This is a genomic window from Streptomyces sp. NPDC002092, assembly GCF_053593775.1.
The window spans coordinates 302,409-324,677 of the sequence record NZ_JBSFDG010000007.1 but is presented as its reverse complement, the minus strand read 5'-3'; the positions used below and the strand labels follow the sequence as shown (position 1 = coordinate 324,677).

Here is a 22,269-nt window from a genome sequence, read left to right as displayed (position 1 = left end):
GATCGCTCCTCAGACGTACGACCGCAGCCACTTCAGCTTGACCGCCTCCTGGAAAGGCCCGCCGCCCTCGTGGTCGTTGAAGTCGTACACCTCGATCGCCTTGTCGTCGTGCGCCCAGGCGTTGAAGGCGGCGAAGACGGTGGATGGAGGGCAGGTCTGGTCCTCCAGGGCCGCCGAGAAGAGGGCGGGGGCGCTGCCGCGGGAGGCGAAGTGGACGGCGTCGAAGTAGGACAGGGTGCGCAGGGCGTCCGCGGTGCGGCCGCGGTGGGTCTTGAGGAACAGGCCGATCTCACGGTACGGGTGCCGGTCCGTCATCGTCGCCGCGCGCGGATAGTCGCACAGGAACGGTACGTCGGGGGCGATCGCGGCCAGGTCCGGGACCAGACCGCCCACCGCGATCGTGATGCCGCCGCCCTGGCTGCCGCCGAGGGCGACCGTGCGGGAGGCGTCGGTGAGGGGGTGCGAGCGGGCCGCCTCGACGGCACGCACCGCGTCCGTGAACACCCGCCGGTAGTAGTAGTTCTCGGGCGCGTCGATGCCGCGGGTCATGAAGCCGGGGTAGGCGGGCGCGCCGCCCACGGGGTCCGCGGTGCCGCCGCCCCCGCCCCAGCCGCTGCCCTGCCCGCGCGTGTCCATCACGAAGTGCGCCCGGCCCGTGGACGCCCACAGCAGGTGCTCGTGCGGCAGGCCGCGCCCGCCGCCGTAGCCGATGAACTCCACCACCAGCGGTATCGGTTCCTCGGCACCGGCGGGCAGCGTCAGCCAGCCCTTCACCGGGTGTCCGCCGAAGCCCGCGAAGGTCACGTCGTACACGTCGACCGTCGTCAGCCCCGTGTCCACCGGTTCGAAACGGGCGTCCAGATCGTGCTCTCGGGCCTCCTGCAGGGTCTTGGACCAGAACGCGTCGAAGTCCTCTGGCTCGACGGACTCGCTGCGGTAGTCGCGGAGCTCGTCGAGGGGGAGGTCGAACAGGGCCATGTAGGACCGCCTTTGCGAAGGGGCAGTTACGAAGGGACACTGCGGATGATCACACCGTACGTGGGTCGTCGGACGACTCGCCAGGTCTTTCCGGCCGTACCTGTCTACGATGGGCGCCATGACGTCAGCCGTGGATCTGCTGGTCAAGGACCCCGGTCTGCTGGTCGTCGACGGGGAGAGCGAGATCCCCGGCGGCTGGGTGGCCGTCAGCAATGGTCGGGTCACCGCCGTGGGCGCGGCCGGGACCGAGCCGGAGGCCCGTACGACCGTCTCCGCGGCCGGTCGGCTGGTCACTCCCGGCCTGATCAACACGCACCATCACATCTACCAGAACCTCACCCGCGCCTACGCCCCCGCCGTGAGCGGCACCCTCTTCGACTGGCTGACCACCCTGTACCCGCTGTGGGCGGCCCTCGACGAGGAGGCCGCCTACGTGTCGGCGTACGTCGGCATGGCCGAACTGCTGATGGGCGGCTGCACCACCTCCTCCGACCACCTGTACGTCCACCCCCGCCCGCACCTCGTGGACGCCGAGATCCGCGCCGCCCGCGACATCGGCTTCCGCTTCCACGCGACCCGCGGCTCCATGACCCGCTCCGTCGAGGACGGCGGACTGCCGCCCAGGAGCGTCACCCAGACCGTCGACGAGGTGCTCGCCGACAGCGAGCGGCTGATCAAGACCCACCACGACCCGACGCCGGGCGCCCTGATCCGGGTCGCGCTCGCGCCCTGCTCGCCGTTCTCGGTGACCAAGGAGGTCATGACGGCGACGGCGGAACTCGCCGAACGCCACGACGTGCGCCTGCACACCCACCTCGCCGAGGACCACGACGAGGACACCTACTGCCTCGAGACCTACGGCTGCCGGCCCGTGGAGCACTTCGAGGACTGCGGCTGGATGAGCGACCGCACCTGGGTCGCCCACTGCATCCACCCCAACGACGACGAGCTCGGCCGGCTCGCGGCAGCGGGCGTCGGCGTCGCGCACTGCCCCAGCTCCAACATGCTCATCGGCGGCGGCACCGCGCGCGTCAAGGAGATGCGCGAACTCGGCCTGCCCGTCGGCATCGGCTGCGACGGCTCCGCCTCCACGGACCACGCCTGCCTCTGGATGGAGACGCGGGGCGCCCTGCTGCTGGGCCGCTACCGCGGCGGACCCGGCGCGATGACCGCCCGCGACGCCCTCGACATCGCCACCCGCGGCTCGGCCCACTGCCGCGGTCGCGCCGACGAGTTGGGCCATCTGCGCCCGGGCGCCTGCGCGGACCTGGTCGTCTGGGATCTGCACGAGGTCGCTCTCGCGGGGGCGCTGAGCGATCCCGTCGAGGCGTGGCTGCGCTGCGGTCCGGCCCGTGCCTGGACGACGGTGGTCGGGGGCCGGATCCTCGTCGACCGGGGCGAACCGGTGCTACCGGGGCTCGCGGAGGCGTTGCGGGACCACGGGCGGATCACCCGGAGCATGCAGCAGGAGGCTTAGCCGCAGTCCTGGCAGGATGGCGGCATGGAACGTGTGCTTGGAATCGGTGGTTACTTCCTGCGCGCCGCCGATCCGGCGGCCCTGAGCGCCTGGTACCGCGACTGCCTGGGTCTCGACGCCGACGAGAACGGTCTGTGGCGTCCGGAAGCCGGGCCGACGGTGTTCGCGGCGTTCGAGTCCGGGACCGGCTACTTCGGGTCCCCCTCCCAGCAGACCATGCTCAACTTCCGCGTCCGCGACCTGGATGCGATGCTCGCGCAACTGCGCGCCAAGGGTGCGGACGTGGCCGAGGAGACACAGGACATGGAGGGCGTCGGCCGTTTCGGCTGGGTCACCGATCCCGAGGGCAACCGGATCGAGCTGTGGCAGCCCGCCTGAGCGCGTCGCGTCCCTGAGGCCGGCTTGTGCATGAGGCCGGGCCGGGGGCCGGATCTTTGTGGCTTCTGTCAGTACGACGGTCCGCCGGGGGGCCGGGAGACTGCCGGTCAGTGGCTGCGGCGTGCCCAGGGCGCGGGGGCCGGGCCGAAGGACATGACCGAGCACAGGGGAGAAAGCAACGTGAGTGTCCAGCAGTACGACAAGATCGGTGAGGCCTTCGAGGGCTTCAAGTCCCTCCCGCTGACGCAGTACGCGGAAGTACCCGGCTTCCTGGCCCTGGTCGGGGACGTGCGCGGCAAGTCGGTCCTCGACCTGGCCTCCGGTACCGGCTTCTACAGCAGGGAGTTCAAGCGGCGCGGCGCCGAGGACGTACTCGGAATCGACATCTCCGGCGAAATGGTCGCCGCGGCACGGGAATTGGAAGAGCGCGAGCCGCTGGGCGTGCGCTACGAGGTGGGCGATGTGGCTGAACTGCGGCCTCTGGACGGCCAGTTCGACATCGTCACAGGCGTGCAGATGCTCAACTATGCGGAGGGCATCGCGGCCATGGAACGGATGTGCGGTCACGTACACCGCAGCCTGAAGCCCGGCGGCGAGTTCTTCGCGCTCATGCAGTCACCCGACTACGTCTTCGACAAGGCCTCCCTGGAGAAGTACGGCTTCCTCTGCGAGCCGACCGGTGAGGAGGCCGAGACCGGACCGCGGGTCCGGGTCACCGCGCTGCTCGACCCGCCGATCGAGATCGTCTCCACCGCACCCCGCCGCGAGGTCTACGAGCACTGTTTGCGGGCGGCCGGATTCGGCGAGCCGACCTGGGTCCCGCTGCAGGTCTCCGAGGCCGGGGTGCGCGCGTTCGGCGCGGACTTCTGGGCGGACTTCATCGCCAACCCCCCGCTCGAAATGCTGCGCTGCCGCGCCTGACGAGCGCTCGGACACCCGGCGGCCTGCCTGCGGCCATGGCGCCGGCGGCAGGTCCCGGCGTGCGTCACGCCCGGCGCCGCGTCCACTCCGGCTCCGTGCGTGCCCACTCCCGTTCCCACTCGACCAGGCGGTGTCCGGTGGACACCCGGCGTACGACCGTGTGCGCCAGCAGCACCACGGCCACCGCGCCGCCCGCGGCGCAGATGCCGATGGTCGCGGTGTGCTGCCAGACCTGGGCTTCGCCCGGCGGTGGAGGAACGGCCCTGCCTGCGGCGTCGAACCAGACGTCGACGGTGTCGCCGCGCTTGGTGCCCGCCGGGACGCGTGCGTGAGCGGTGTGGGTGCCGGTCGCGTCCGTCCAGCGCACGTCCACGCGGTACGAGTGGTCCCGGCCGCTCTGCGCCGACGGCAGCCTCTCGGGTGTCCTGCCGACGACGTCGGCCCGTACCCGGTGGCGTTCGGCGCGCTGTGCGGTCGCCACGGCCCGCGCGTCGTCATGGGCCCACCAGCCCGCGAGCGCTCCCGCCAGTGGCGCGCCCACGAACAACAGGACGGCGACGAGCAGTGCCGTCCACGCCTCGACCACGTCCGACCGGCGCCGCAGCGGATTGCGCCGCCAGCGCCAGCCGCGCACCCGGGTTCGCATGTCCACCTCCTCGCCGTCGCCGGAGCCGGAGGGGCCGTATCGTCCTCGGTCCGTATTGTCCCTCCGCGCCGCGTATCCGCGCGAGTGCCCAGGAGAGACGGGTACCCAGCACACGGGAGATCGCTCAATCGGCCCGGCCTGACCTTCGGACTGTCAGCCGAAGCGTTCGATGCGGATCCGGTCCACGGGCTGGCCCGCCTCGACGAGCAGCCGTGAGGCGTGCTCGGCGAAGGCGTTCGAACCGCAGACATAGGCCTCCCACCCACCGGGTGGCTGCTCGGCCAGGAGCGGTGCCAGATGTGCTGCGGCCAGACGGCCCACGGGCGCACCCGCCGGTGCGCGGCGCGTGAAGACGGGCGTCGTCTCCGCGCCGAACTCCCTTGCGTAGATGAGCTCTTCGGGGCTGCGCGCCGACACCAGCAGCCGCAGCGGCACATCCAGCGCGCGCGCCCGGTGATGCCGCACCATCGACATCAGCGGTACGACCCCGGAACCGGCCCCGACCAGCAGCGCGGGCCGGTCGCCCGGCCAGGCGAAGAAGCCGCTCAGCGGTCCGCGCACCTCGACCCGGTCACCGGGCTCGGCCACGGTGTGGAACCAGCCCGAGACCTCACCGCCCGCCACATGGTCCAGGGTCAGTTCGATGTGCCCCGGCTCGTCGGGCGCGGACGCGACCGAATAGTGGCGCTGGGCCACATAGCCGTCCGGTGCGGTCAGCCGCAGCATCAGGTGCTGGCCCGGCAGATGCCCCTCCCAGTCGGGCACCGCGAAGCGGAAGGTGGCCGCATGGGGGGTCTCGCGGCGGATCTCGGTGAGCGTGGCGGTCTGCCACTCGGTGGCCGCCCGGCTGTTCACGGCGATCCGGCCGGGCACCGCGAAACGGGTCGGGGGAGTGAACCCGGGGGAAGGGGACGGCTGCGTCAGTTGCTCAGTCACCGGAGTACCGCTGCTCCTGCCAGGGGTTGCCGCGCGCGTGGTAGCCGTTCTGCTCCCAGAAGCCCGGCTCGTCGTGGTCGAGGAGCATCAGGCCCGCGATCCACTTGGCGCTCTTCCAGAAGTACAGGTGCGGCACCAGCAGCCGGGCGGGCCCGCCGTGCTCGGGGGCAAGGGGCTGTCCGTCGTACTCCCAGGCGATCCAGGCACGCCCGCCGGTCAGGTCCGCGAGGGGGAGGTTGGTGGTGTAGCCGGTGTGCGAGTAGGCGACGGCATGGGTGGCCGACGCATGGGGGCGCACCTCGTCGAGGAAGGCGTCCAGGGACACGCCCGTGAACCGCACCCCGAACTTCGACCAGCTGGTCACGCAGTGGATGTCGCCCTCGTACGCCGACGCCGGCAGCGCGTGCGCCTGCTCCCAGTCCCAGATGCGGGGCCGTTCCACCAGGCCGTCGACCCGGAACGTCCAGTCGGCGGGCGCAAGCTCGGGGGTGACCTCGGCGGACAGGACGGGCCAGTCGTCGCCCGCGTCGTACTGGCCGGGCGGCAGGCCCGGATTGTCGACGCGGGCGCGCCCGGTGAAGCCTCGGGTGACGTTCATACGGATCCAGCGGGACGGAAGTGATTGCTGACGCATTCAACCGTACGTGCTCGTCAGACGTGCTCCGGCCCCGGGCCGTACCGCGATCGTTAAGGCCGTATGAAGACTCCGGCGTCCTGGGAATAGCCCGCGTCTGATCGTCCTTGCGGACTGGTGCCGGAACCGGTGCCCCGTACAACCGGTGACCCGGCGGCAGCGAAGGAGAGTGGGATCATATGCCCAAGGCGTACGTCTTCACACGCTACGGCGGACCGGAGGCCGAGGCCCTCGTCGACGTGGACCGGCCGAGCCCCGGCCCCGGTCAGGTGCTGGTCGCGGTGCGTGCCGCGGGGGTGAACCCGGTCGACTGGAAGCAGCGCACCGGCTACCCCCGCCCCGGCGAGAGCGGCGAGCGCGACTTCCCCGCCTACTTCGGCAACGGGGTCTCCGGGGTCGTGGAGCAGGTCGGTGAGGGAGTCGAGGGGTTCGCCGTGGGAGACGCGGTCTTCGGCCGGCCCGTCGTCAGCGGGTACTCCGAGTACGCGCTGCTGTCGGTCGACCTGATCGCGCACAAGCCCGACGCGCTGTCCTTCACCGACGCCGCCACGCTGCCCGTCGCGGCCGTGACGGCGTACGACGGAATCCGCCGGCTCGACCTGCCGGCCGGCGCCACCCTCCTCGTGACCGGCGCGGGCGGCGGCGTCGGTGTCGCGGCGGTGCAGATCGCCCGCGCGCTCGGCCTGCGGGTCGTGGGCCTCGCGAGCGAGGCCAAGAAGGGCTTCGTCGAATCGCTCGGGGCCCGGCACGTGGCGTCCGGCCCCGGCTGGACCGGGCGCGTGGCGGGCGCTGTCGACGGCGTGTACGACCTGGTGGGCGGTGACGTCCTCGCGGAGGCGGCGACGCTGCTCACCGACCGGACCAGGCTCATCACGGCCGGGGCCCCGCCCGAGGTGGTCGAGAAGCTGGGCGGCGCCCGAGTCGCCCGGGTGCGCACCTCCGAGCGGCTCGCGGCGGCGGCCGACCTCGTCGTCCGCGGCCACCTGGACCCGCATGTGACGCAGACCTTCCCGCTGGAGCGGGCCGGCAAGGCGCTGCGCGCCGTCGAAGAGGGCCACGCCCGTGGCAAGATCGTGATCGAGGTCGCCAAGTGAGCCACGTGCTGGACAACCCCGCCCTCGCCTCGCTGACCGGACCGCACGCGCACTTCGCCGAGCGGCGCGGCCGGGTGCTGCGCTACCCCGCCGACGTGTCGCCGTGGCTTGCGCTGCCCGACGATCCCGGCCCCGACGACTGGGCCGACCTCGCGGCGCTCGCCGGGCCCGGGGCGGAGGTGCCGCTCGCCGGCTACTGCGGCGAGCTCCCCGCGGGCTGGGACATCACCTTCCATGTGGACGGCGTGCAACTCGTCGACGACGGCCTCGCCGCCGCACCGGACCCGGAGGCCGTCCGTCTCGGCGCCGCCGACGTGCCCGAGATGCTCGACCTGGTCGAGCGCACCAGGCCGGGCCCCTTCCTGCCCCGCACCGTCGAGCTCGGCACCTACCTCGGTATACGCCGGGACGGCGCCCTGATAGCGATGGCGGGGGAGCGGCTGCACCCGCCGGGCTGGACCGAGATCAGCGCCGTCTGCACCGACCCCGCCTTCCGCGGCGAGGGCCTCGCGACCCGGCTGATCCTCGCGGTGGCCCACGGCATCCGCGAGCGCGGCGAGACCCCGTTCCTGCACACCGGCGCGGGCAACACCAACGCCATCCGCCTCTACGAGTCCCTCGGCTTCCGGCTGCGCCGCACCACCGCGTTCCTGGCAGCCCGCGCTCCCGAACCCCTCACGGACGAACGGGAGTTGGCAGCCTCCCAGTAGGGCTTGGTCAGCCTTCGCCAGGATCTCGCGCACGCTCGGTTCGGCCAGGCGCAGCAACAGAGCGCCTTCCCCCGGCGCCGAAGTCGGCGATCCGCGAACTGCTTGGGGAGGGCCGGGCTCCGGGCGCTGCAGAAGCTACGCAACGGCCGGGCCCGGCCCGGGGTGTGCTGCAGGCACTGGACTCGCTGCTCGATCTGGAACGAGCCCTGCGGCAGATGGATGGCATGGGCCTCACCGGGGCCGCTGCATATGATGACCGAATGGCGGCGACGGAGGCACTGCGGCAGGCCCTGGAACGGTGCGTAGAACGGGTGGACAAGATCGGTTTCACGTTCCAGGACGGACGCGAGTTCCTTGGGTGGGCAACGGAAGTGACCGCCACTGCAGTGCTGGTGTCGTGGGCGCCCAGCCCTCTGTATGCGCAAGCGACCGGCGGCGCTGCCTGGGAGCCGGAGGACCAGTGGGTGCCTCTGGCGGACATCACAGGGGACAGTGTCGCCGCGTATGACGAGTCGGAAAGACGCTGGGTGCCTCTCCTCCGCCCCTGATGGGGCTGGCGCCTTCCCGGCGGGTGTCGACTGGCTGCCGGTGACTGCCGCTGTTCGCCGGGCAGCCGGTGGTCCGTGTAGAAAGCATCACCTCGCGACGCGGTCCTTGCCCAAGCCCATGGCGACCATGCCGCTCGACGGCCCTGCACTGCCCGCCGGGTGGGCAGCGGAGCCGGGCCCCCTTTCGGGCGGACGACGGGAATGTGACGACAGGACCTAGCCCTCACCGTCGGCCGGCGTCCACGCGTTGTAGCGCACGAGATAGCCCGCGAACCGCCGTAGATCCTCCTCCGGCCAGTCCGCCAGCCGCTCCCGGAAGGCCGCCCGGCGGCTGTCCGTGACCTGGGCGAGGATCCGGCGCCCGGCCTCGGTCAGGTGCAGGACCTGGACGCGGTGGTCGTCCGGGTCCAGGCGCCGCTCGATGAGCCGGGCCTGCTCCAGGGCGGCCACCTGGCGGCTGACCGTGGACTTGTCCAGGGCGTAGTGCGCCGCCAGGTCGGTGGCCCGGCAGCCGCCGCTCTCCTCCAGATGTCCGAGCAGCGTGTACGAGACCAGCGACAGCTCGGGGTGCATACGGCCCGCCGAGGCACGGGCGCGGCGGGCGAAGGCCGTCATCTCGCGCTGGATCGTCTCCACGGCTTCGTCTGCTTCCACCGGACCTCCCTCGTTCACCACGGAATACCACCCCAGCCCACTTGGTTGTATAGTACAACTTGAAGTGAGAGTTGTATAAGCCAACCATCTGGAGGTTGTGAGCCATGAGGTCTCCGGCCCTGCGCCATGTGATCACGCACCTGATCACCCCGCTGCTGATGTGCATCGGCATGGGCCTCGCGTACATGGGGGCGTTCGTCACCCCGGAGCCCCACCACCTGCCCGTCGCCGTCGTCGGCTCCGGCCCGCAGGCGAAGGTGTTCGCGCAGACCGTCAAGGACAAGGCGGGGGACAGGCTCGACGTCCGCACGGTCGCCACCCGCTCCGAGGCCGTCGGCCTGCTCGACTCCCGTGACATCACCGGCGCCTACGTGCCCAGCGCGAAGACGCCGGAACTGGTCGTCGCGAGCGCCGCCTCCGACATGGACACCACGGCCGTCGAGAAGGTCTTCACGCCCGTCGCCGCCGGGGAGGGCGTCCCGCTCAAGGTCACCGACGTGGCCGCACCGGTCGACGACGACCCCACCGGGCAGGGCCTGTTCTTCCTGCTGATCGCGCTGAGCATCGGCTCCTACGCCTCCGTCGCCGCGCTCGGCGCCGCCGGCGCCGGTCTGGCCATGCGGCTGCGTGCCCTGCTGGCACTCGGCGTCTCCGCCGTCGTCAGCGGCATCGGCGCGCTGCTCGCCGGGCCCGTCTTCCACCTCGCCCACCACGACCTCGCGAGCCTGTGGGGGATGGCCTGGCTCTACTCCGCGGGCATCCTCTTCGTCGGCATCGGCCTGCACACCTTCCTCAAGCGCTGGACCACCCTCGCCATGATGGTGCTGTTCGTCATGCTCAACTTCACCAGCTCCGGCGGTCTGTTCCGCCCCGACCTGCAGAACGGCTTCTTCGGCACCCTGCACGCCTTCTGGAACGGCGCCGGATTCGTCGAGGGCGCCCGCAGCCTCCTGTACTTCCACAGCGACGGTCTGTCCCGCAACGTGTGGACGCTCATCGCATGGCTGCTGCTGGGTCTCGCCGTCACGGCGATCGCCGCCGGGTACGAGCGGGCGCGTGGCCGGACGGAGGCGCCCGTGACCGCCGCCGCGCCGGTCCGCGTGGCCGAGGAGCGGAAGGCCGAACCGAAGGCTGAGGAGAAGGCCGAACAGGAAGCGGAGGAAGAGGTCGAGGAGACGGTCGGCGTCTGACGCGTTGCGGTATTGTTGGCGCCCGGCCGTGGAAGCTCCCGGCCACCGAAGACCGAGGAGGTGAGACCCATTACCGCTGTGTCAGGTCGGGTGCTCACACCTCGAGTCGACGCGGGCCGCCGGCCGTAGGCGACCGCGAGAGCGCCCTTCGACTCACCGAAAGGCTCTCGGCTTTCATGCCTCCCTTGTCTCCTTCACCTGCCTCCCTGCCGTCGCCCTCCACCCGCGAATCGGTCGTTGCCGCGCTGCGCGCCGCGGGCTGTGTCTTCGCCGAGGACGAGGCGGAGTTGATCCTGGCCGCCGCGCGCACGCCGGAGGAACTGTCCGCTCTCGTCGACCGCCGGGTCTGCGGACTTCCCCTCGAACTCGTCGTCGGCTGGGCCGAGTTCCGGGGGCTGCGCATCGTCGTGGAACCCGGTGTGTTCGTGCCCCGCCGCCGTACCGAGTTCCTCGTCGGACAGGCCCTCGCCCAGGCCCCCGACGCATCCGTCGTCGTGGACCTGTGCTGCGGCTCGGGCGCCGTCGGCGCGGCCCTGGCCACCGCGCTCGGCCAGGTCGAACTGCACGCCGCCGACATCGATCCGGCCGCGGTGCGGTGCGCCCGCAGCAATGTCGGCGCCGTCGGCGGCAGGGTCCACGAGGGCGACCTGTTCACGGCGTTGCCGGACGAGTTGCGCGGCCGTATCGACATCCTCGCGGCCAATGTGCCCTACGTGCCCACCGGCGAGGTCGGCCTGCTGCCCGCGGAGGCCCGCGACCACGAACCGCTGGTCGCGCTCGACGGCGGCGCGGACGGACTCGACGTCCTGCGCCGGGTCGCCGCCGAGGCGTGCCACTGGCTCGCCCCTGGCGGTTGCCTGCTGGTCGAGACGAGCGAACGGCAGGCCGCTGCGGCCGTGGACGCCTTCACCACGGGCGGGTTGAGGGTGCGCCTGGCGGCCTCCGAGGAGCTGTACGCCCATGTCGTGATCGGCGTCCGCCCCTGAACTCGCCTTTGCGGACACCGTTCCCGGTCAGGCGGAAGGGGCGAGCTGTTCGCGTATCCATTCCGGATCGGGGTTGGTGTGCGGCCGGCCCGCCACGACGACGGTCGGTACGGTCTCGTTGCCGTCGTTGGCTTCCCGAACCGCCGCCGCGCCGGCCGGGTCGCGCCAGATGTCGACCCAGTACAACTGACGGGCGCTGCGGCCCAGCCGGAGGCGCAGTCGCAGGCAGTACGTACAGCCGGGGCGCCAGAAGACGACCGGTCGGCCGTCGGCCGCGCTGCGGCGTTGTGCCTCCGGCCAACCGATCGAGCGCGGGAAGACCAGGGGCGAGTTCACGCCCGCGAGCGCCACGAACACCAGCAGCAAGGCCACGGCGGCCGCCGGGCTGCCTCTGAAGAGCAGCCCGGCCGCAACGACCGAACCGCCGAGCACCAGCACAAGCGGCAATATCCAAGGACGTGTCATGAGGACGCAGGCTATCGGTGCCTCAGGTCGTCGCGCCGCTGCCCGACGGGCTCGGGGACGTGGCGTGGTTGCGCCAGTCCCTGTTGCCGGGGCCCCGGAACCTGTCGTGCCGGTCGCCGGGTCCCTGGCGGTCGAAGGGGCCGGAGATCGCCCGGGTAGCGGTCCGCGTGCCGTCGGCGGAGCGGGTGCCGGCCAGGAGGGCCGACTCGCCCTTCTTCAGGGTGCCGGTGCCCGAACCCTTCGTACCGTCATGGAAAACGGTGGTGTCGGAGTTCACGGTCCATGTCCAGGTGGCGCCGTCGTCGCTCCTGAGCGTGACCCGGTCGCCGGTGACCTTCTCGACGGTGCCGCGCTGCCAGATCCGTACGACCCACTTCCCGGTGTCCTGATCCTTGACCGTCGTCTCGCCGTGCACGCCCATGCCGCCGAAGCCGAAACCGAACCAGGGGCCGACACCGTGCCGGCCGCCGGGGCGGTCCGGCGAGGGGGAGGCGGACCCGGACGCGGAGGGCGTGGCGCTCTGGCTGCCGTCCGAGGTGGCGGCGTAGGCGACCGTGCCGCCGAGGGCCAGCACGGCGACGGTGGCCGCCGCGGCCACGGCGCGCGCCCGGCGGGAGCGGCGCCGCCACGGCCCCGGCTCGCGGTCCGGGCCGCCCGGACCGGTCATCACTTCCATGCCCGGGGGCGTCCCGAAGCGCCCGTCAGGCGGCTCGCCCCCGGCAGTGGGTTCCTGCTCCGGCTCGTGCATCACGGCTTGCTCCCATCGGCCACGGCAGGCGGCAGTCTGCATGCCATGCCTTGCTGTGATTGTCGGATGCGGGCGATAAGGAACCCGTAATCACCAGCTGTGAGAGCCCGGGCGCCCCGGCCCGCCCCGGGCGTCAGCTCGGCTTCGGCTTCTGCACGCGCGCGATGAGAAGCGCCACGTCGTCGGAGTTGTCGGGCTGGTGCAGGGTGCGCAGCAGGAGGTCGCAGACCTCCTCCAGGGGGCGGTCGGGCCCTTCGAGGAGGGAGAGCAGGGCGTCCAGGCGCTCGTCGAGGGGATGCTGCCGGGTTTCGACCAGCCCGTCGGTGTAGAACACGAGACGGTCGCCGGGCTCCAGGTCGACCGTGGTGGTGGAGAAGGCGACCCCGCCCACGCCCAGCGGTACGCCCGTGGGCAGTTCCAGCAGCTCCGGGGGGTGTCCGGGCCGCAGCCGGGCCGGCGGCAGATGCCCGGCGTTCGCGATCCGGCACTGGCGCAGCTGCGGGTCGTGGACGGCGTACACACAGGTCGCGATGGAGTGGTCCAGGCCCTCGGTGATCTTGTCGAGGTGTTCGAGGAGCCGGGCCGGATCGAGGTCGAGGGAGGCGAGGGTGTTGGTCGCGGTGCGCAGCCGGCCCATGGTCGCGGCCGCGTTGATGCCGCTGCCCATCACATCGCCCACCACCAGCGCCGTCTTGCCGCCCTCCAGCGGGATCACGTCGAACCAGTCGCCGCCGACCTCGCTGGTGGCTCCGGCGGGCTGGTAGCGGGAGGCGACTTCAAGGCCGCCGGTCACCGGCGGGTGGCTGGGCAGCAGGCTGCGCTGGAGAGTGAGGGCGGTGTCCCGGGCGTTCTGGTACCAGCGGGCGTTGTCGATCTGCACGGCCGCGCGGGACGCCAGCTCGCGGGCGAGCAGCAGGTCGTCCTCGCTGAACGGCTCCGGGTTGTGCGTGCGCTTGAGGTCCAGGGCGCCCAGCACCTCGCCACGGGCGATCAGCGGCACCGCCAGATACGAGTGGACGCCCGCCTCGGCCAGCAGCTCGGCCGCCTCGGGGGAGCGGGCGATGCGCGGCAGGTCCGCGGGCGCGACCTCCGCCACCATCACCGGACGGCCGGTGCGCACACACTCGGTGACCAGGCGGTCGGGGCCGTACCGGGTCACCTGCCCGGGCGGGTCGGCCGCCCGCAGCGCCTTGGGGGCGCCGTCCGCCTGCACGGCGAGGGCCCGGATCACCGCCGGCTCCGTGGGGCCCAGGCTGCTGCGTCTGCCCGCCACCACCGCCTCCAGCAGATCCACGGCGGCTATGTCGGCGAGTTCCGGCACGGCGACGTCGGCCAGTTCGCGGGCGGTGCGGTCCAGCTCCAGGGTGGTGCCGATGCGGGCGGAGGCGTCCGCGATCACCTGCAGCCGTCGGCGCGCGGCCTCCGCCTCGACGCTCGCCCGGTGCTGCTCGGTGATGTCCACGACCGAGCCGGCCACGCCCAGCACGGTCCCGACGGCGTCCTCCAGCCGGTACAGCGAGAGCGACCAGGCACGCTCCTCGTCCGGATCGGCCGGGGTCCACCCCGTCGCCTTCTGATCCACGAGGGGACGTCCGGTCTCCAGCACATGACGCGCCGCCGCTTCGATGGCCTCGACGTCCAGGTGCGGCAGGACCTCGCCGATGGACCGGCCGATGTGCTCCTGCGCGGCGATCCCGTTGAGCCGCTCCAGGGCCGGATTGACCGACACGTACCGCAGATCGGTGTCCAGGACGGCCAGCCCGATGGGGGACTGCGCGATCATCCGGGTGGACAGCGCCACGTCCCGCTCCAGCCGCCGTACGGTCGACCGGTCGGCGCACAGACCCAGCGCAAAGACATCGCCGTGGTCGTCCAGCAGACGCATGTTGCGGAACTCCACCAGGCGCGTGCTGCCGTCCTTGCGCCGAATGGGGAAGGCACCGGCCCAGCTCTGACCGGTGACCATGACGTCGGCGAACAGTTTGACCACCAGGTCGAGATGCTGCTCGTGCACCATGATCCGGGCCGCGTACTGGCCGAGGGCCTCCTGCGCCGGATAGCCGAACAGCTCCTCGGCCTGCGGGCTCCACAGCACGATGCGTCCCTCGGCGTCCAGCACCACCGAGGCCACGCCCAGCACGTCGAGCAGCCCGCTCGGCCGCACCGACTCCTCGCCCTCGGCCACCGGAAACCCAGGTGCACTCATTCCACGCACCGCCTTCGCCCGTTCGCGCGGCACGCCGTCCCCCGTGCCGACTCCCCATGTTCTACCGCGCTCAACCGTCCCTGTGACGACCCCGTCGCCCACCTCCACCATCCCTCAACACGACGGGGACCGTCCCCCGGAGCGTGACGACAGTACCCGGTACGGAACGTCACCGACCCGACAACCCCCGTTACCGAATTGGTCTGTACATGACCATGACATCGGGCCAGACTGTCCGCCGAGCACGCCCCGACCCCCATCGAGGAGCCCCCCATGCCCCTGCGCGCCCGGCAACGTTGTCACGCGGCCCTGACCGCGGCCCTCGCCCTCGCGGCCGCCGCGGTCCTGTCCGCCGCTCCGCCCGCATCGGCGGCCGACACCTGGACGGAAGTGGGCTCGGACCGCGCCGATCCGCTGACCGAGAGCCAGGGCCTGACCTCCGTCGAGGTCCCGGCGAACAGTCCCAACCGCTACACCGGCATCGGGACGATCCCCACCGGCGTCTCCAGCCGCGGCTGGAACCACGTCGGCGACCCCGACGCCTCCTCCAACGGCTACTACGTCGAGCCCTATCAGGCCGACTCGGGCAACGCGAAGATGTTCCGCGTGCAGGCGCCGGGCGGGGCCTGGTCGGAGTACGTCCACACGCTCAGCTCCGGCGAGGCACTCAACAACTCCTGGGTCGCGATCTCCCCCGACGGACAGTGGATGCTGGCCGGAGAGTACGGCACCATGAGCCGCTTCCTGGTGTTCCCGACCCCCGACGTCAACGCGAGCACCTCGCCCTCGGCCAACCTCCCGCAGGCCGCCACCGTCAACCTCGACCACGCCGTCCGCGACGTGCAGGGCTGCGACTTCTCCGGCCCGACGACGCTGCTGTGCTCCTCCGACGACCCGGCCGGAACGCTCTTCGGCATCACCAAGCCGCTCCTCCAGGTCGACCTGTCCGCCAAGCCGAACGGCACGTCGGACGTCTTGGGCCATGTCACCGCCCTGCGGCAGCTTCCGCTGCGCAGCTCCTGCTCGGGCACCTTCGAGGTGGAGGGCATCGACTACGACCGCCGGGACGGCACCCTGCGCGTGATCGTCGTGTCGCCGGGCTTCTGCGTGCTGACGGACAGCAAGACGTACCGCTTCACACGGAGCTGAGCCTCTCGCTGGTCCCGCCCGCACAGTGGTGCTTTTCTGGGGATGTGGCGCGGTTCGCGGGAAACCCGTGGCGCCGCGCCGCCGCCACGAGAGGAGCGATCACGATGGACCGTGTGCGACCGCACGAGGAGCCCGTATCCCTCGAGATCAGTGGATGCAGCAAGGAGGACGCCCGGATCGTGTTCGACACCCTGTGTGCGTGCTTCGAGTCGGACCGGGGGCCCGAGGAGGTGCCGCAGCAGCTGCACGAGAGTCGGCCGATGGTGTGGCTGGGGACGTTCGAGGTGACCGATGCGCATGAGTGCCCGGCACCCGCCCGGCTGTCGTCCTCGGTCGAGGTCGACGCGCAGGGCGGCTACTGGGCGATCGAGCGGCTGCGCAGCACACTGGATCCGCTGTTCACGGTGCGTGACCTTGCATCGGCTTCGGGGGACCAGGAGCGGGAGTTGCACGTGCGGCTCGAAAGCCGGTGAGCTCGTTGTCTGCGGCGCCGTTGTGGCTGGTCGCGCCCACGCGGCGGAGCCGCACATCGATACCGCCCCGCGCCCCTTCAGGGTGCCAGTAGGCGCAGCACCGCCTGCCTGTAGACGGTGTGGATGGTGGGCAGGTCCGCCAGGCAGGCACGTTCATCTGTGCCGTGCAGGCCCTCATAGCGCACGCCGAAGCCCGCTGTTGCCGGGATGCCCTCGGCTGCCAGCAGGTTGCCGATGTTCGAGGGGCCCGCTGTCTTCGCGCGGAGCGTGAGGCCCTCGGCGCTGGCGGCGGCCAGGAGGGCGGCGGCCGGCTGGTCGTTCCCGCTCAGGCGGTACGGCGGCCACGAGGCCACCCGAGTGATCACGGTCGGCCTCGGGCCGGGCAGCCGCCGGTCCAGCTCCGCCGCCGCTGCGTGGACCAGGTGCTCCGCCGCGCGGGCGTCGAAGGCCGGGGTCGTGCGAATGTCGACGCCCAGCTCGCACAGGCCGGGTACGGCCGAGAAGCCTTCGCCGCCGTGGCAGAAGGTCACCGTCAGTTTCGGCGGCAGCGGGAAGTCGCCCTCGGTGCCCGGGAGTTCGGCCTCCTCCAGCAGCTGCACCAGCCGCGCCGCCCGGGAGACGGCACTGGGCGCCGTGCGCCTCGATCCGGAGTGTCCCGACTCCGCGTGCACCGCGATCGTGGCCCGCCACAGGCCCCGCCCGCCGACCACCACCTCGTCCGGGCCGGGATAGCCGATCATCACCCCTGCCGGGCGCACCGCGGCCGCGTCCGCGAGATAGGCCCGGGCTCCGCCGAAACCGCCGGTGTGCTCGTCGGCGTCCAGCAGGACCGCGAGCCCTCCGTGCAGCTCCTCCGCCCGCGCGTGCAGGTCCGCCGCGATCCGGCAGAACATCGCCGCCGCCAGCTTGGAATCGGCCGCGCCGCGGCCCCGCAGCCACCCGCCCACGACGTCTCCGCAGTCCGGCGGGAACGACCAGGCACCCTCGTCGCCGTAAGGGGCGGTGTCGATGCAGGCATCCAGCGCCCACCACGGCCCCGGGCGACCGCCCGCCACCTCCACCAGGAGGGCCACCGGCCGGCCCTGGTCGTCGTAGAGGCAGCGATACGGGAGCTCGCGGGCGCCGAGCCAGTCCTGGAGGACGGCGAGGACGGGACCGTAGTCGTCGGTCCCGGCCCGGCTGGGGCGGCGGATCAGTGCCTGCGCGAGCGCGACCACCTCGGTGTCTTCGGGGCTCATGAGGCCACTGTGCCCGGAGGTGGTCCGTGTCACCCCTCCGCGCTTATGCAACTAGTTGCAAAACATGGCCCGGGTCCTCTAGAACAGAGGCATCACACCGCGCATGGAGGGCCCGATGAGCCGTTACCCGCATCTGCTGAACCCGCTCGACCTGGGCTTCACCACGTTGCCCAACCGCGTTCTCATGGGCTCCATGCACGTCGGCCTGGAGGAGGCCGAGCGCGGCTTCGAGCGCATGGCGGAGTTCTATGCGGCCCGGGCGCGCGGGGGAGTGGGTCTCATCGTCACCGGCGGGATCGCGCCCAACGACGAGGGGCGCCCGTACGAGGGCGGCGCCAAGCTCACCACCGACGCCGAGGCCGAGCAGCATCGCGGGATCACCGAGGCCGTACACCGCGAGGGCGGCAGGATCGCGATGCAGATCCTGCACTTCGGCCGGTACGCCTACCACCAGGACCTGGTCGCCCCGAGCCCCCTCCAGGCGCCGATCAGCCCCTTCCCGCCGCGCGAGCTCACCGACGCCGACGTCGAGCGGACCATCGACGACTACGCCCGCGCTGCCCGCCTCGCCAGGCAGGCGGGCTACGACGGTGTCGAGATCATGGGCTCCGAGGGCTACCTCATCAACGAGTTCATCGCCGCCCAGACCAACCGGCGCACCGACCGCTGGGGCGGCTCGTACGAGAACCGCATGCGCTTCCCCGTCGAGATCGTGCGGCGGGTGCGCGAGGCCGTCGGCGAGGACTTCATCATCATCTACCGGCTGTCCATGCTGGACCTGGTCCCCGGCGGCTCCACCCTCGACGAGGTGATCACCCTCGCCAAGGCCGTCGAGGCGGCCGGCGCGACGATCATCAACACCGGCATCGGCTGGCACGAGGCCCGCATCCCGACCATCGCCACCTCCGTGCCACGCGGCGCCTACGCCTGGGTCACCAAGAAGCTCATGGGCGAGGTGTCCGTCCCGCTCGTGACCACCAACCGCATCAACACCCCGGAACTGGCCGAGGAGTTGCTCGCCGAGGGGTATGCGGACATGGTCTCCATGGCCCGTCCGATGCTCGCCGACCCCGACTTCGTCAACAAGGCCGCCGAGGGCAAGCCGGAGGCCATCAACACCTGCATCGGCTGCAACCAGGCCTGTCTCGACCACACCTTCAGCCTCAAGATCACCTCCTGCCTGGTCAACCCGCGCGCCTGCCACGAGACCGAACTGGTGCTGTCGCCCACCCGGCTCAAGAAGCGTGTCGCCGTCGTGGGTGCCGGACCGGCCGGGCTCGCCTGCGCCGTGTCGGCGGCCGAGCGCGGCCACGAGGTCACCCTGTACGACGCCGCGAGCGAGGTCGGCGGCCAGCTCAACGTGGCCCGCAAGGTGCCCGGCAAGCAGGAGTTCGACGAGACCCTGCGCTACTTCCGCCACCAGCTCGACGCGCACGGCGTGGACGTACGACTCAACACGCTGGTGGAAGCAGATGACTTGGCGGGCTATGACGAGGTGGTCGTCGCCACCGGCGTCACCCCGCGCACCCCCGACATCCCGGGCATCGACCACCCCAGCGTCGTCGGCTACCTCGACGTGCTGCGCGACAACGCCCCCGTCGGCGACCGGGTGGCCATCCTCGGCGCGGGAGGCATCGGCTTCGACGTCGCCGAGTTCCTCACCGACGGCGGGGACAAGGCGAGCGAGGACCCGGAGACGTACTTCCGCCAGTGGGGCGTCGACATGGACTACCAGGCGCCCGGCGGACTCGCCGCCCCGAAGCGGCCCGCCCCGCCGCGCACCGTCCACCTGCTGCAGCGCAAGACCAGCAAGGTCGGCGCGGGCCTGGGCAAGACCACGGGCTGGATCCACCGCGCCGAGCTCAAGCACCGGGGCGTCACCATGGTCCCGGGCGTGCGCTACGACCGCGTCGACGACGCCGGACTGCATGTCACCGTCGGGGAGGAGAGCACGGTCCTGCCGGTCGACACGATCGTGCTGTGCACCGGACAGGAACCGCGCCGCGGCCTGTACGAGGAACTGGTCGCCGCCGGAGTCGGCGCGCACCTGATCGGCGGTGCCGACGTGGCCGCCGAACTGGACGCCAAGCGTGCCATCAAGCAGGGCACGGAGCTGGCGGCGGCCCTCTAGGGGGCCCTGCGGCCGTCCCTAGGATGACTCCATGTCACTCCCGCACGCGATCCTCACCGCCCTGCTCGAAAAGCCGTCCTCCGGGCTGGAGCTGACCCGCCGGTTCGACAAGTCGATCGGCTACTTCTGGTCGGCGACGCATCAGCAGATCTATCGCGAGCTGGGAAGACTGGAGGCCGAGGGACACATCCGGGCGCTGCCGTCCGAGCAGCCGGCCCGCGGGCAGAAGAAGAGCTACGAGGTCCTGCCCGCAGGCCGCGCCGAACTGGCCCGCTGGACCGCCGCGTCCCAGGACCCCAAGCCGCACCGCGATGTGATGCTGCTGCGACTGAGGGCGGCGGCCGTGGTGGGCACCGCAGGCCTCGAGGCCGACCTGCGCCGCCATCTCGATCTGCACCGGCTGCAGCTGGCCGAGTACCAGGAGATCGAGCAGCGCGACTTCCCGCCCGGCAAGGACGCCCCCCAGGACCGGCTGCGGCACCTGGTGCTGCGAGCCGGCATCGATCTGGAGACCTTCTGGACGCAGTGGCTCACACACGCCCTGGAGGAACTCGCCGAACTGCCCGGTTCCGAACCGGCGTGAGCGCTGCGGCTCGTGGGCCCGCCGCCTTCAGAGCCGGTGCGGCCGGGCGCGCCGGCGCAGGTACCAGCCGGTCGCGATGACGCCCGTGCCCACCAGGGCGGCGCCCACCCCGACCGTCAGCGGGCCGTAGTCCTGGACGGCGCCACCGAGCCCGCCCCTGACGCCGAGCGAGGGCGAGGGCCTGGTGGTGGCCGAGATGGTGGCGGCGGGAGTGGTGGTGGGCTTCGCGGTGGGAGTGGAGGCAGAGGAGACGACGACGCTCTGGGTGCCCGCCGTGCTGCCGCTCGTGCAGACCACCGTCACGGTGTACGTGCCGGGACTCACGTTCGACCAGGCTGCTGACTGCAGGGCGGCGGTACCCGACAGCGGCATCTGACGGGCCGGCTGGCTGCTGCTGAGCAGCGTGGCGGTGCCGAACCCGTTGCTGCCGCGCGCGGAGCACACGCTCGTGGTCACCGAAGCAGTGGACCCGCTGGTGCTCACGGAGATCCCCGTCCCCTGCGCCGCGGCCGGCACGGCGGCCAGGGCGAGCGGGAGCGCGGCGGCGGCTGCCGCGGTCAGGGCGGAGCGAACGACTGGCTGAAAGTTGCGCATTGGACTGCCCTCCGACGGCACGGTTGGCGGACATCCCTTGCGCCGCCGAGGGTCGGGAAACGCCCGTGCTGCCTCAGGGGCAGCCAACGTCCCCGCGGCCCTGCCCGCATGCGGACCGCCTCCGGGCAGGTGACGGATTCCTCCATACGGTCCATCCCGCAGGGCCGTCACCGCCGTCAGCCGCCGGCCGCCCCCGTGGTCACCGTCCGCTCCGCCGAGAAGCCGCCCCACGTGCCGTCGGGCAGCCTGGCCCGGATCCGCACGCGGTGGCGCACGCCGGCGTCCCGGCCGACGTAGAAGGAGTACGACGCCCGGTCGCGCGGCGCGTCCTCGCCGTAGACCAGGGAGGTGACCGCCCGGCCGTCGAGGCTGATCCGGTACTCCGTCACCACGCCGTCGAGGAGCGGAGGGATCCAGCGCAGGTCGAGGTAGTACGCCCCGCCGACGCGGTGGCTCGTCGCCCGGAAGGCCGTGGGTGCCGTGCTGCGCCCGTCGTCGGAGCCCGGCGTGGTGAGGCGGACGGTCGTGCCGGGAGGCGAGAGGTTGTCGGCCGCGTCGCGGGCGCGGACGGTGAAGGCGTAGTGGGTGCCCGGCCGCAGCCCGGTGACCACGGCCGCCGTCTGTCCGCCGCCCACACTGTGGATCTTGGCGGTGCCCTGGTAGACGTCGTACGACACCACGGCCCGGTCGTCCCTCGACGCGGACCAGGACAGCTCGACGGCCCTGCTGCCGACCGCCCGGCCGCGCACCTTTCCCGGGCGGGTCGGTGCCGTGTCGTCCTCCGCCACGGCCGCCGGAGTCGCCGCCCGCACCCGGCGGCCGGGTGGCCCGAGCCGGCCCTCGGTGTCGCGGGCCCGCACGGTGAAGACGTACGAGGTGGACGGCCTGAGCCTGGTGACGTCCACCATGTGCAGGGAACCGGGCACTTCCTCGACCTCGGTGGTGCCGCGAAACACCTCGTAGACGCTGACGCGGGGGTTCGCGGACACCGCGTTCCACATCACGTGCACGCTGGTCGAACTGCCCGCCGTCGCGGTCACTCCGGTGGGCGCCGCCGGTAGTCCGCCCTCGTCCTCCCCGGCGCCGCTCCGGCCGCAGGATCCCACCAGGGCCAGTGCGGCACAGAGCGCGAGGGACCGGTGCACGAGCACGGTGACGCGACGCACGGCGTTGCCTCCTCCCCGGATGGAACGAGGGCAATGGTCCGGACCAATATGGCGCGGCTGATGTGATCACTTCAAGGGGGCGGCCGCGGGCATGGGTGACGGCGTTGCGGACCCCCCGCCGGAGTTACGTATGCTGAAGCTTCTCGCGGCTGAACTCTCCCTGAGGGCTGGTGAGTTCATGCCGGTGGCGCGGGCCGCTGTCGTCGCTGTTCCCGCGCCGGACATGGGTGGCCGGGTCGCCGGAGCCGACATGGGCTCGGGCGCCCGGCCCCCTGTCGGAGGTCCGAAGACACGCCGCGCCGTGACCCGCCTGGAGCTGTGCGCCGTCCCCTCCGCCTACGGTGGCCCCATGATCGCTACGGCG

The 22,269-nt window shown here is 72.0% G+C and carries 23 protein-coding genes; 12 read left to right on the top strand and 11 right to left on the bottom strand.

The genetic code is table 11. The features are described 5' to 3' along the window. Positions 1–9 precede the first annotated feature (9 nt). On the bottom strand, positions 10–978 hold the full coding sequence (locus ACWCRD_RS18720; protein WP_450966898.1) for an acetylxylan esterase: 969 nt from the start codon (positions 976–978) through the stop codon (positions 10–12). 118 nt (positions 979–1,096) lie between these two features. On the opposite strand from ACWCRD_RS18720, the gene ACWCRD_RS18715 reads away from it, so the two are divergent. The 3 genes from ACWCRD_RS18715 to ACWCRD_RS18705 all read left to right on the top strand — a co-directional run bounded on the left by ACWCRD_RS18715 (position 1,097) and on the right by ACWCRD_RS18705 (position 3,754). After that, positions 1,097–2,455 (top strand): 8-oxoguanine deaminase, encoded by a 1,359-nt coding sequence (locus tag ACWCRD_RS18715; RefSeq protein ID WP_450966897.1) that lies wholly within the window; start codon positions 1,097–1,099, stop codon positions 2,453–2,455. Between the two features lie 24 nt (positions 2,456–2,479). Then, positions 2,480–2,833, top strand: coding sequence for a VOC family protein (locus tag ACWCRD_RS18710; RefSeq protein ID WP_450966896.1), 354 nt, complete (start codon positions 2,480–2,482; stop codon positions 2,831–2,833). A gap of 180 nt (positions 2,834–3,013) precedes the next feature. Then, positions 3,014–3,754 carry a class I SAM-dependent methyltransferase gene (locus ACWCRD_RS18705; RefSeq protein ID WP_450966895.1) on the top strand — a complete coding sequence of 247 codons (741 nt, stop codon included), beginning with the start codon at positions 3,014–3,016 and terminating at the stop codon, positions 3,752–3,754. A gap of 64 nt (positions 3,755–3,818) precedes the next feature. Here the strand turns inward: ACWCRD_RS18705 and ACWCRD_RS18700 are convergent, their stop codons facing one another. From ACWCRD_RS18700 to ACWCRD_RS18690, 3 genes are all read right to left on the bottom strand, one after another. After that, complete coding sequence (locus ACWCRD_RS18700) at positions 3,819–4,400, bottom strand: Rv1733c family protein (protein WP_450966894.1); 582 nt, start codon at positions 4,398–4,400, stop codon at positions 3,819–3,821. A 153-nt stretch (positions 4,401–4,553) separates the two neighbouring features. Further along, positions 4,554–5,336: a ferredoxin reductase gene (locus tag ACWCRD_RS18695; protein ID WP_450966893.1), complete on the bottom strand. Its 783-nt coding sequence runs from the start codon at positions 5,334–5,336 to the stop codon at positions 4,554–4,556. Then, complete coding sequence (locus ACWCRD_RS18690) at positions 5,329–5,934, bottom strand: sulfite oxidase-like oxidoreductase (protein ID WP_450966892.1); 606 nt, start codon at positions 5,932–5,934, stop codon at positions 5,329–5,331. Before ACWCRD_RS18690 ends, ACWCRD_RS18695 begins: the two co-directional genes overlap by 8 nt. A gap of 215 nt (positions 5,935–6,149) precedes the next feature. Here ACWCRD_RS18690 and ACWCRD_RS18685 point away from each other — a divergent pair, with 215 nt between their 5' ends. The 3 genes from ACWCRD_RS18685 (at position 6,150) to ACWCRD_RS18675 (ending at position 8,322) form a co-directional block, all read left to right on the top strand. Further along, positions 6,150–7,064, top strand: a complete 915-nt coding sequence (locus ACWCRD_RS18685) for an NADP-dependent oxidoreductase (protein WP_450966891.1) — start codon at positions 6,150–6,152, stop codon at positions 7,062–7,064. Next, on the top strand, positions 7,061–7,774 hold the full coding sequence (locus ACWCRD_RS18680) for a GNAT family N-acetyltransferase (RefSeq protein WP_450966890.1): 714 nt from the start codon (positions 7,061–7,063) through the stop codon (positions 7,772–7,774). The genes ACWCRD_RS18685 and ACWCRD_RS18680 overlap by 4 nt, the downstream gene beginning before the upstream one ends. Before the next feature lie 164 nt (positions 7,775–7,938). Then, positions 7,939–8,322, top strand: coding sequence for a hypothetical protein (locus ACWCRD_RS18675; RefSeq protein WP_450966889.1), 384 nt, complete (start codon positions 7,939–7,941; stop codon positions 8,320–8,322). Between the two features lie 216 nt (positions 8,323–8,538). Here the strand turns inward: ACWCRD_RS18675 and ACWCRD_RS18670 are convergent, their stop codons facing one another. After that, positions 8,539–8,976, bottom strand: a complete 438-nt coding sequence (locus ACWCRD_RS18670) for a MarR family winged helix-turn-helix transcriptional regulator (RefSeq protein WP_115912073.1) — start codon at positions 8,974–8,976, stop codon at positions 8,539–8,541. A 104-nt stretch (positions 8,977–9,080) separates the two neighbouring features. Here ACWCRD_RS18670 and ACWCRD_RS18665 point away from each other — a divergent pair, with 104 nt between their 5' ends. Together ACWCRD_RS18665 and ACWCRD_RS18660 are read left to right on the top strand one after the other, a co-directional pair. After that, positions 9,081–10,166, top strand: a complete 1,086-nt coding sequence (locus tag ACWCRD_RS18665) for a hypothetical protein (RefSeq protein WP_450966888.1) — start codon at positions 9,081–9,083, stop codon at positions 10,164–10,166. A 176-nt stretch (positions 10,167–10,342) separates the two neighbouring features. Continuing rightward, positions 10,343–11,152: a putative protein N(5)-glutamine methyltransferase gene (locus ACWCRD_RS18660; protein ID WP_450966887.1), complete on the top strand. Its 810-nt coding sequence runs from the start codon at positions 10,343–10,345 to the stop codon at positions 11,150–11,152. A gap of 27 nt (positions 11,153–11,179) precedes the next feature. Here ACWCRD_RS18660 and ACWCRD_RS18655 read toward each other — a convergent pair whose 3' ends face one another. The 3 genes from ACWCRD_RS18655 to ACWCRD_RS18645 all read right to left on the bottom strand — a co-directional run bounded on the left by ACWCRD_RS18655 (position 11,180) and on the right by ACWCRD_RS18645 (position 14,571). Further along, positions 11,180–11,617, bottom strand: coding sequence for a glutaredoxin domain-containing protein (locus ACWCRD_RS18655; RefSeq protein WP_450966886.1), 438 nt, complete (start codon positions 11,615–11,617; stop codon positions 11,180–11,182). A gap of 22 nt (positions 11,618–11,639) precedes the next feature. Then, entirely contained in the window at positions 11,640–12,365 is a 726-nt protein-coding gene (locus ACWCRD_RS18650; RefSeq protein ID WP_450967026.1) for a hypothetical protein, read from the bottom strand. 133 nt (positions 12,366–12,498) lie between these two features. Further along, positions 12,499–14,571 carry a SpoIIE family protein phosphatase gene (locus ACWCRD_RS18645; protein WP_450966885.1) on the bottom strand — a complete coding sequence of 691 codons (2,073 nt, stop codon included), beginning with the start codon at positions 14,569–14,571 and terminating at the stop codon, positions 12,499–12,501. A 273-nt stretch (positions 14,572–14,844) separates the two neighbouring features. Here ACWCRD_RS18645 and ACWCRD_RS18640 point away from each other — a divergent pair, with 273 nt between their 5' ends. Further along, positions 14,845–15,720 (top strand): hypothetical protein, encoded by an 876-nt coding sequence (locus ACWCRD_RS18640; RefSeq protein WP_450966884.1) that lies wholly within the window; start codon positions 14,845–14,847, stop codon positions 15,718–15,720. A gap of 104 nt (positions 15,721–15,824) precedes the next feature. Continuing rightward, positions 15,825–16,193 carry a hypothetical protein gene (locus tag ACWCRD_RS18635; protein ID WP_450966883.1) on the top strand — a complete coding sequence of 123 codons (369 nt, stop codon included), beginning with the start codon at positions 15,825–15,827 and terminating at the stop codon, positions 16,191–16,193. Positions 16,194–16,270: 77 nt separating this feature from the next. Here ACWCRD_RS18635 and ACWCRD_RS18630 read toward each other — a convergent pair whose 3' ends face one another. Beyond that, positions 16,271–17,431 (bottom strand): M20 family metallopeptidase, encoded by a 1,161-nt coding sequence (locus ACWCRD_RS18630; RefSeq protein ID WP_450966882.1) that lies wholly within the window; start codon positions 17,429–17,431, stop codon positions 16,271–16,273. 115 nt (positions 17,432–17,546) lie between these two features. On the opposite strand from ACWCRD_RS18630, the gene ACWCRD_RS18625 reads away from it, so the two are divergent. Then, complete coding sequence (locus ACWCRD_RS18625) at positions 17,547–19,562, top strand: FAD-dependent oxidoreductase (RefSeq protein WP_450966881.1); 2,016 nt, start codon at positions 17,547–17,549, stop codon at positions 19,560–19,562. 31 nt (positions 19,563–19,593) lie between these two features. Then, positions 19,594–20,145: a PadR family transcriptional regulator gene (locus ACWCRD_RS18620; protein ID WP_389079348.1), complete on the top strand. Its 552-nt coding sequence runs from the start codon at positions 19,594–19,596 to the stop codon at positions 20,143–20,145. A gap of 27 nt (positions 20,146–20,172) precedes the next feature. On the opposite strand, the gene ACWCRD_RS18615 is transcribed toward ACWCRD_RS18620, so the two are convergent. Beyond that, positions 20,173–20,739: a hypothetical protein gene (locus tag ACWCRD_RS18615; RefSeq protein WP_450966880.1), complete on the bottom strand. Its 567-nt coding sequence runs from the start codon at positions 20,737–20,739 to the stop codon at positions 20,173–20,175. A 176-nt stretch (positions 20,740–20,915) separates the two neighbouring features. Beyond that, positions 20,916–21,905 carry a fibronectin type III domain-containing protein gene (locus tag ACWCRD_RS18610; protein ID WP_450966879.1) on the bottom strand — a complete coding sequence of 330 codons (990 nt, stop codon included), beginning with the start codon at positions 21,903–21,905 and terminating at the stop codon, positions 20,916–20,918. Between the last annotated feature and the right edge of the window lie 364 nt (positions 21,906–22,269).

Coding starts and splice junctions, on each gene's coding strand:
- ACWCRD_RS18720 (WP_450966898.1), bottom strand. CDS start 978: ATGGCCCTGTTCGACCTCCCCCTCGACGAGCTCCGCGACTACCGCAGC.
- ACWCRD_RS18715 (WP_450966897.1), top strand. CDS start 1,097: ATGACGTCAGCCGTGGATCTGCTGGTCAAGGACCCCGGTCTGCTGGTC.
- ACWCRD_RS18710 (WP_450966896.1), top strand. CDS start 2,480: ATGGAACGTGTGCTTGGAATCGGTGGTTACTTCCTGCGCGCCGCCGAT.
- ACWCRD_RS18700 (WP_450966894.1), bottom strand. CDS start 4,400: ATGCGAACCCGGGTGCGCGGCTGGCGCTGGCGGCGCAATCCGCTGCGG.
- ACWCRD_RS18690 (WP_450966892.1), bottom strand. CDS start 5,934: ATGAACGTCACCCGAGGCTTCACCGGGCGCGCCCGCGTCGACAATCCG.
- ACWCRD_RS18685 (WP_450966891.1), top strand. CDS start 6,150: ATGCCCAAGGCGTACGTCTTCACACGCTACGGCGGACCGGAGGCCGAG.
- ACWCRD_RS18665 (WP_450966888.1), top strand. CDS start 9,081: ATGAGGTCTCCGGCCCTGCGCCATGTGATCACGCACCTGATCACCCCG.
- ACWCRD_RS18660 (WP_450966887.1), top strand. CDS start 10,343: ATGCCTCCCTTGTCTCCTTCACCTGCCTCCCTGCCGTCGCCCTCCACC.
- ACWCRD_RS18655 (WP_450966886.1), bottom strand. CDS start 11,617: ATGACACGTCCTTGGATATTGCCGCTTGTGCTGGTGCTCGGCGGTTCG.
- ACWCRD_RS18650 (WP_450967026.1), bottom strand. CDS start 12,365: ATGCACGAGCCGGAGCAGGAACCCACTGCCGGGGGCGAGCCGCCTGAC.
- ACWCRD_RS18645 (WP_450966885.1), bottom strand. CDS start 14,571: ATGAGTGCACCTGGGTTTCCGGTGGCCGAGGGCGAGGAGTCGGTGCGG.
- ACWCRD_RS18640 (WP_450966884.1), top strand. CDS start 14,845: ATGCCCCTGCGCGCCCGGCAACGTTGTCACGCGGCCCTGACCGCGGCC.
- ACWCRD_RS18635 (WP_450966883.1), top strand. CDS start 15,825: ATGGACCGTGTGCGACCGCACGAGGAGCCCGTATCCCTCGAGATCAGT.
- ACWCRD_RS18630 (WP_450966882.1), bottom strand. CDS start 17,431: ATGAGCCCCGAAGACACCGAGGTGGTCGCGCTCGCGCAGGCACTGATC.
- ACWCRD_RS18625 (WP_450966881.1), top strand. CDS start 17,547: ATGAGCCGTTACCCGCATCTGCTGAACCCGCTCGACCTGGGCTTCACC.
- ACWCRD_RS18620 (WP_389079348.1), top strand. CDS start 19,594: ATGTCACTCCCGCACGCGATCCTCACCGCCCTGCTCGAAAAGCCGTCC.
- ACWCRD_RS18615 (WP_450966880.1), bottom strand. CDS start 20,739: ATGCGCAACTTTCAGCCAGTCGTTCGCTCCGCCCTGACCGCGGCAGCC.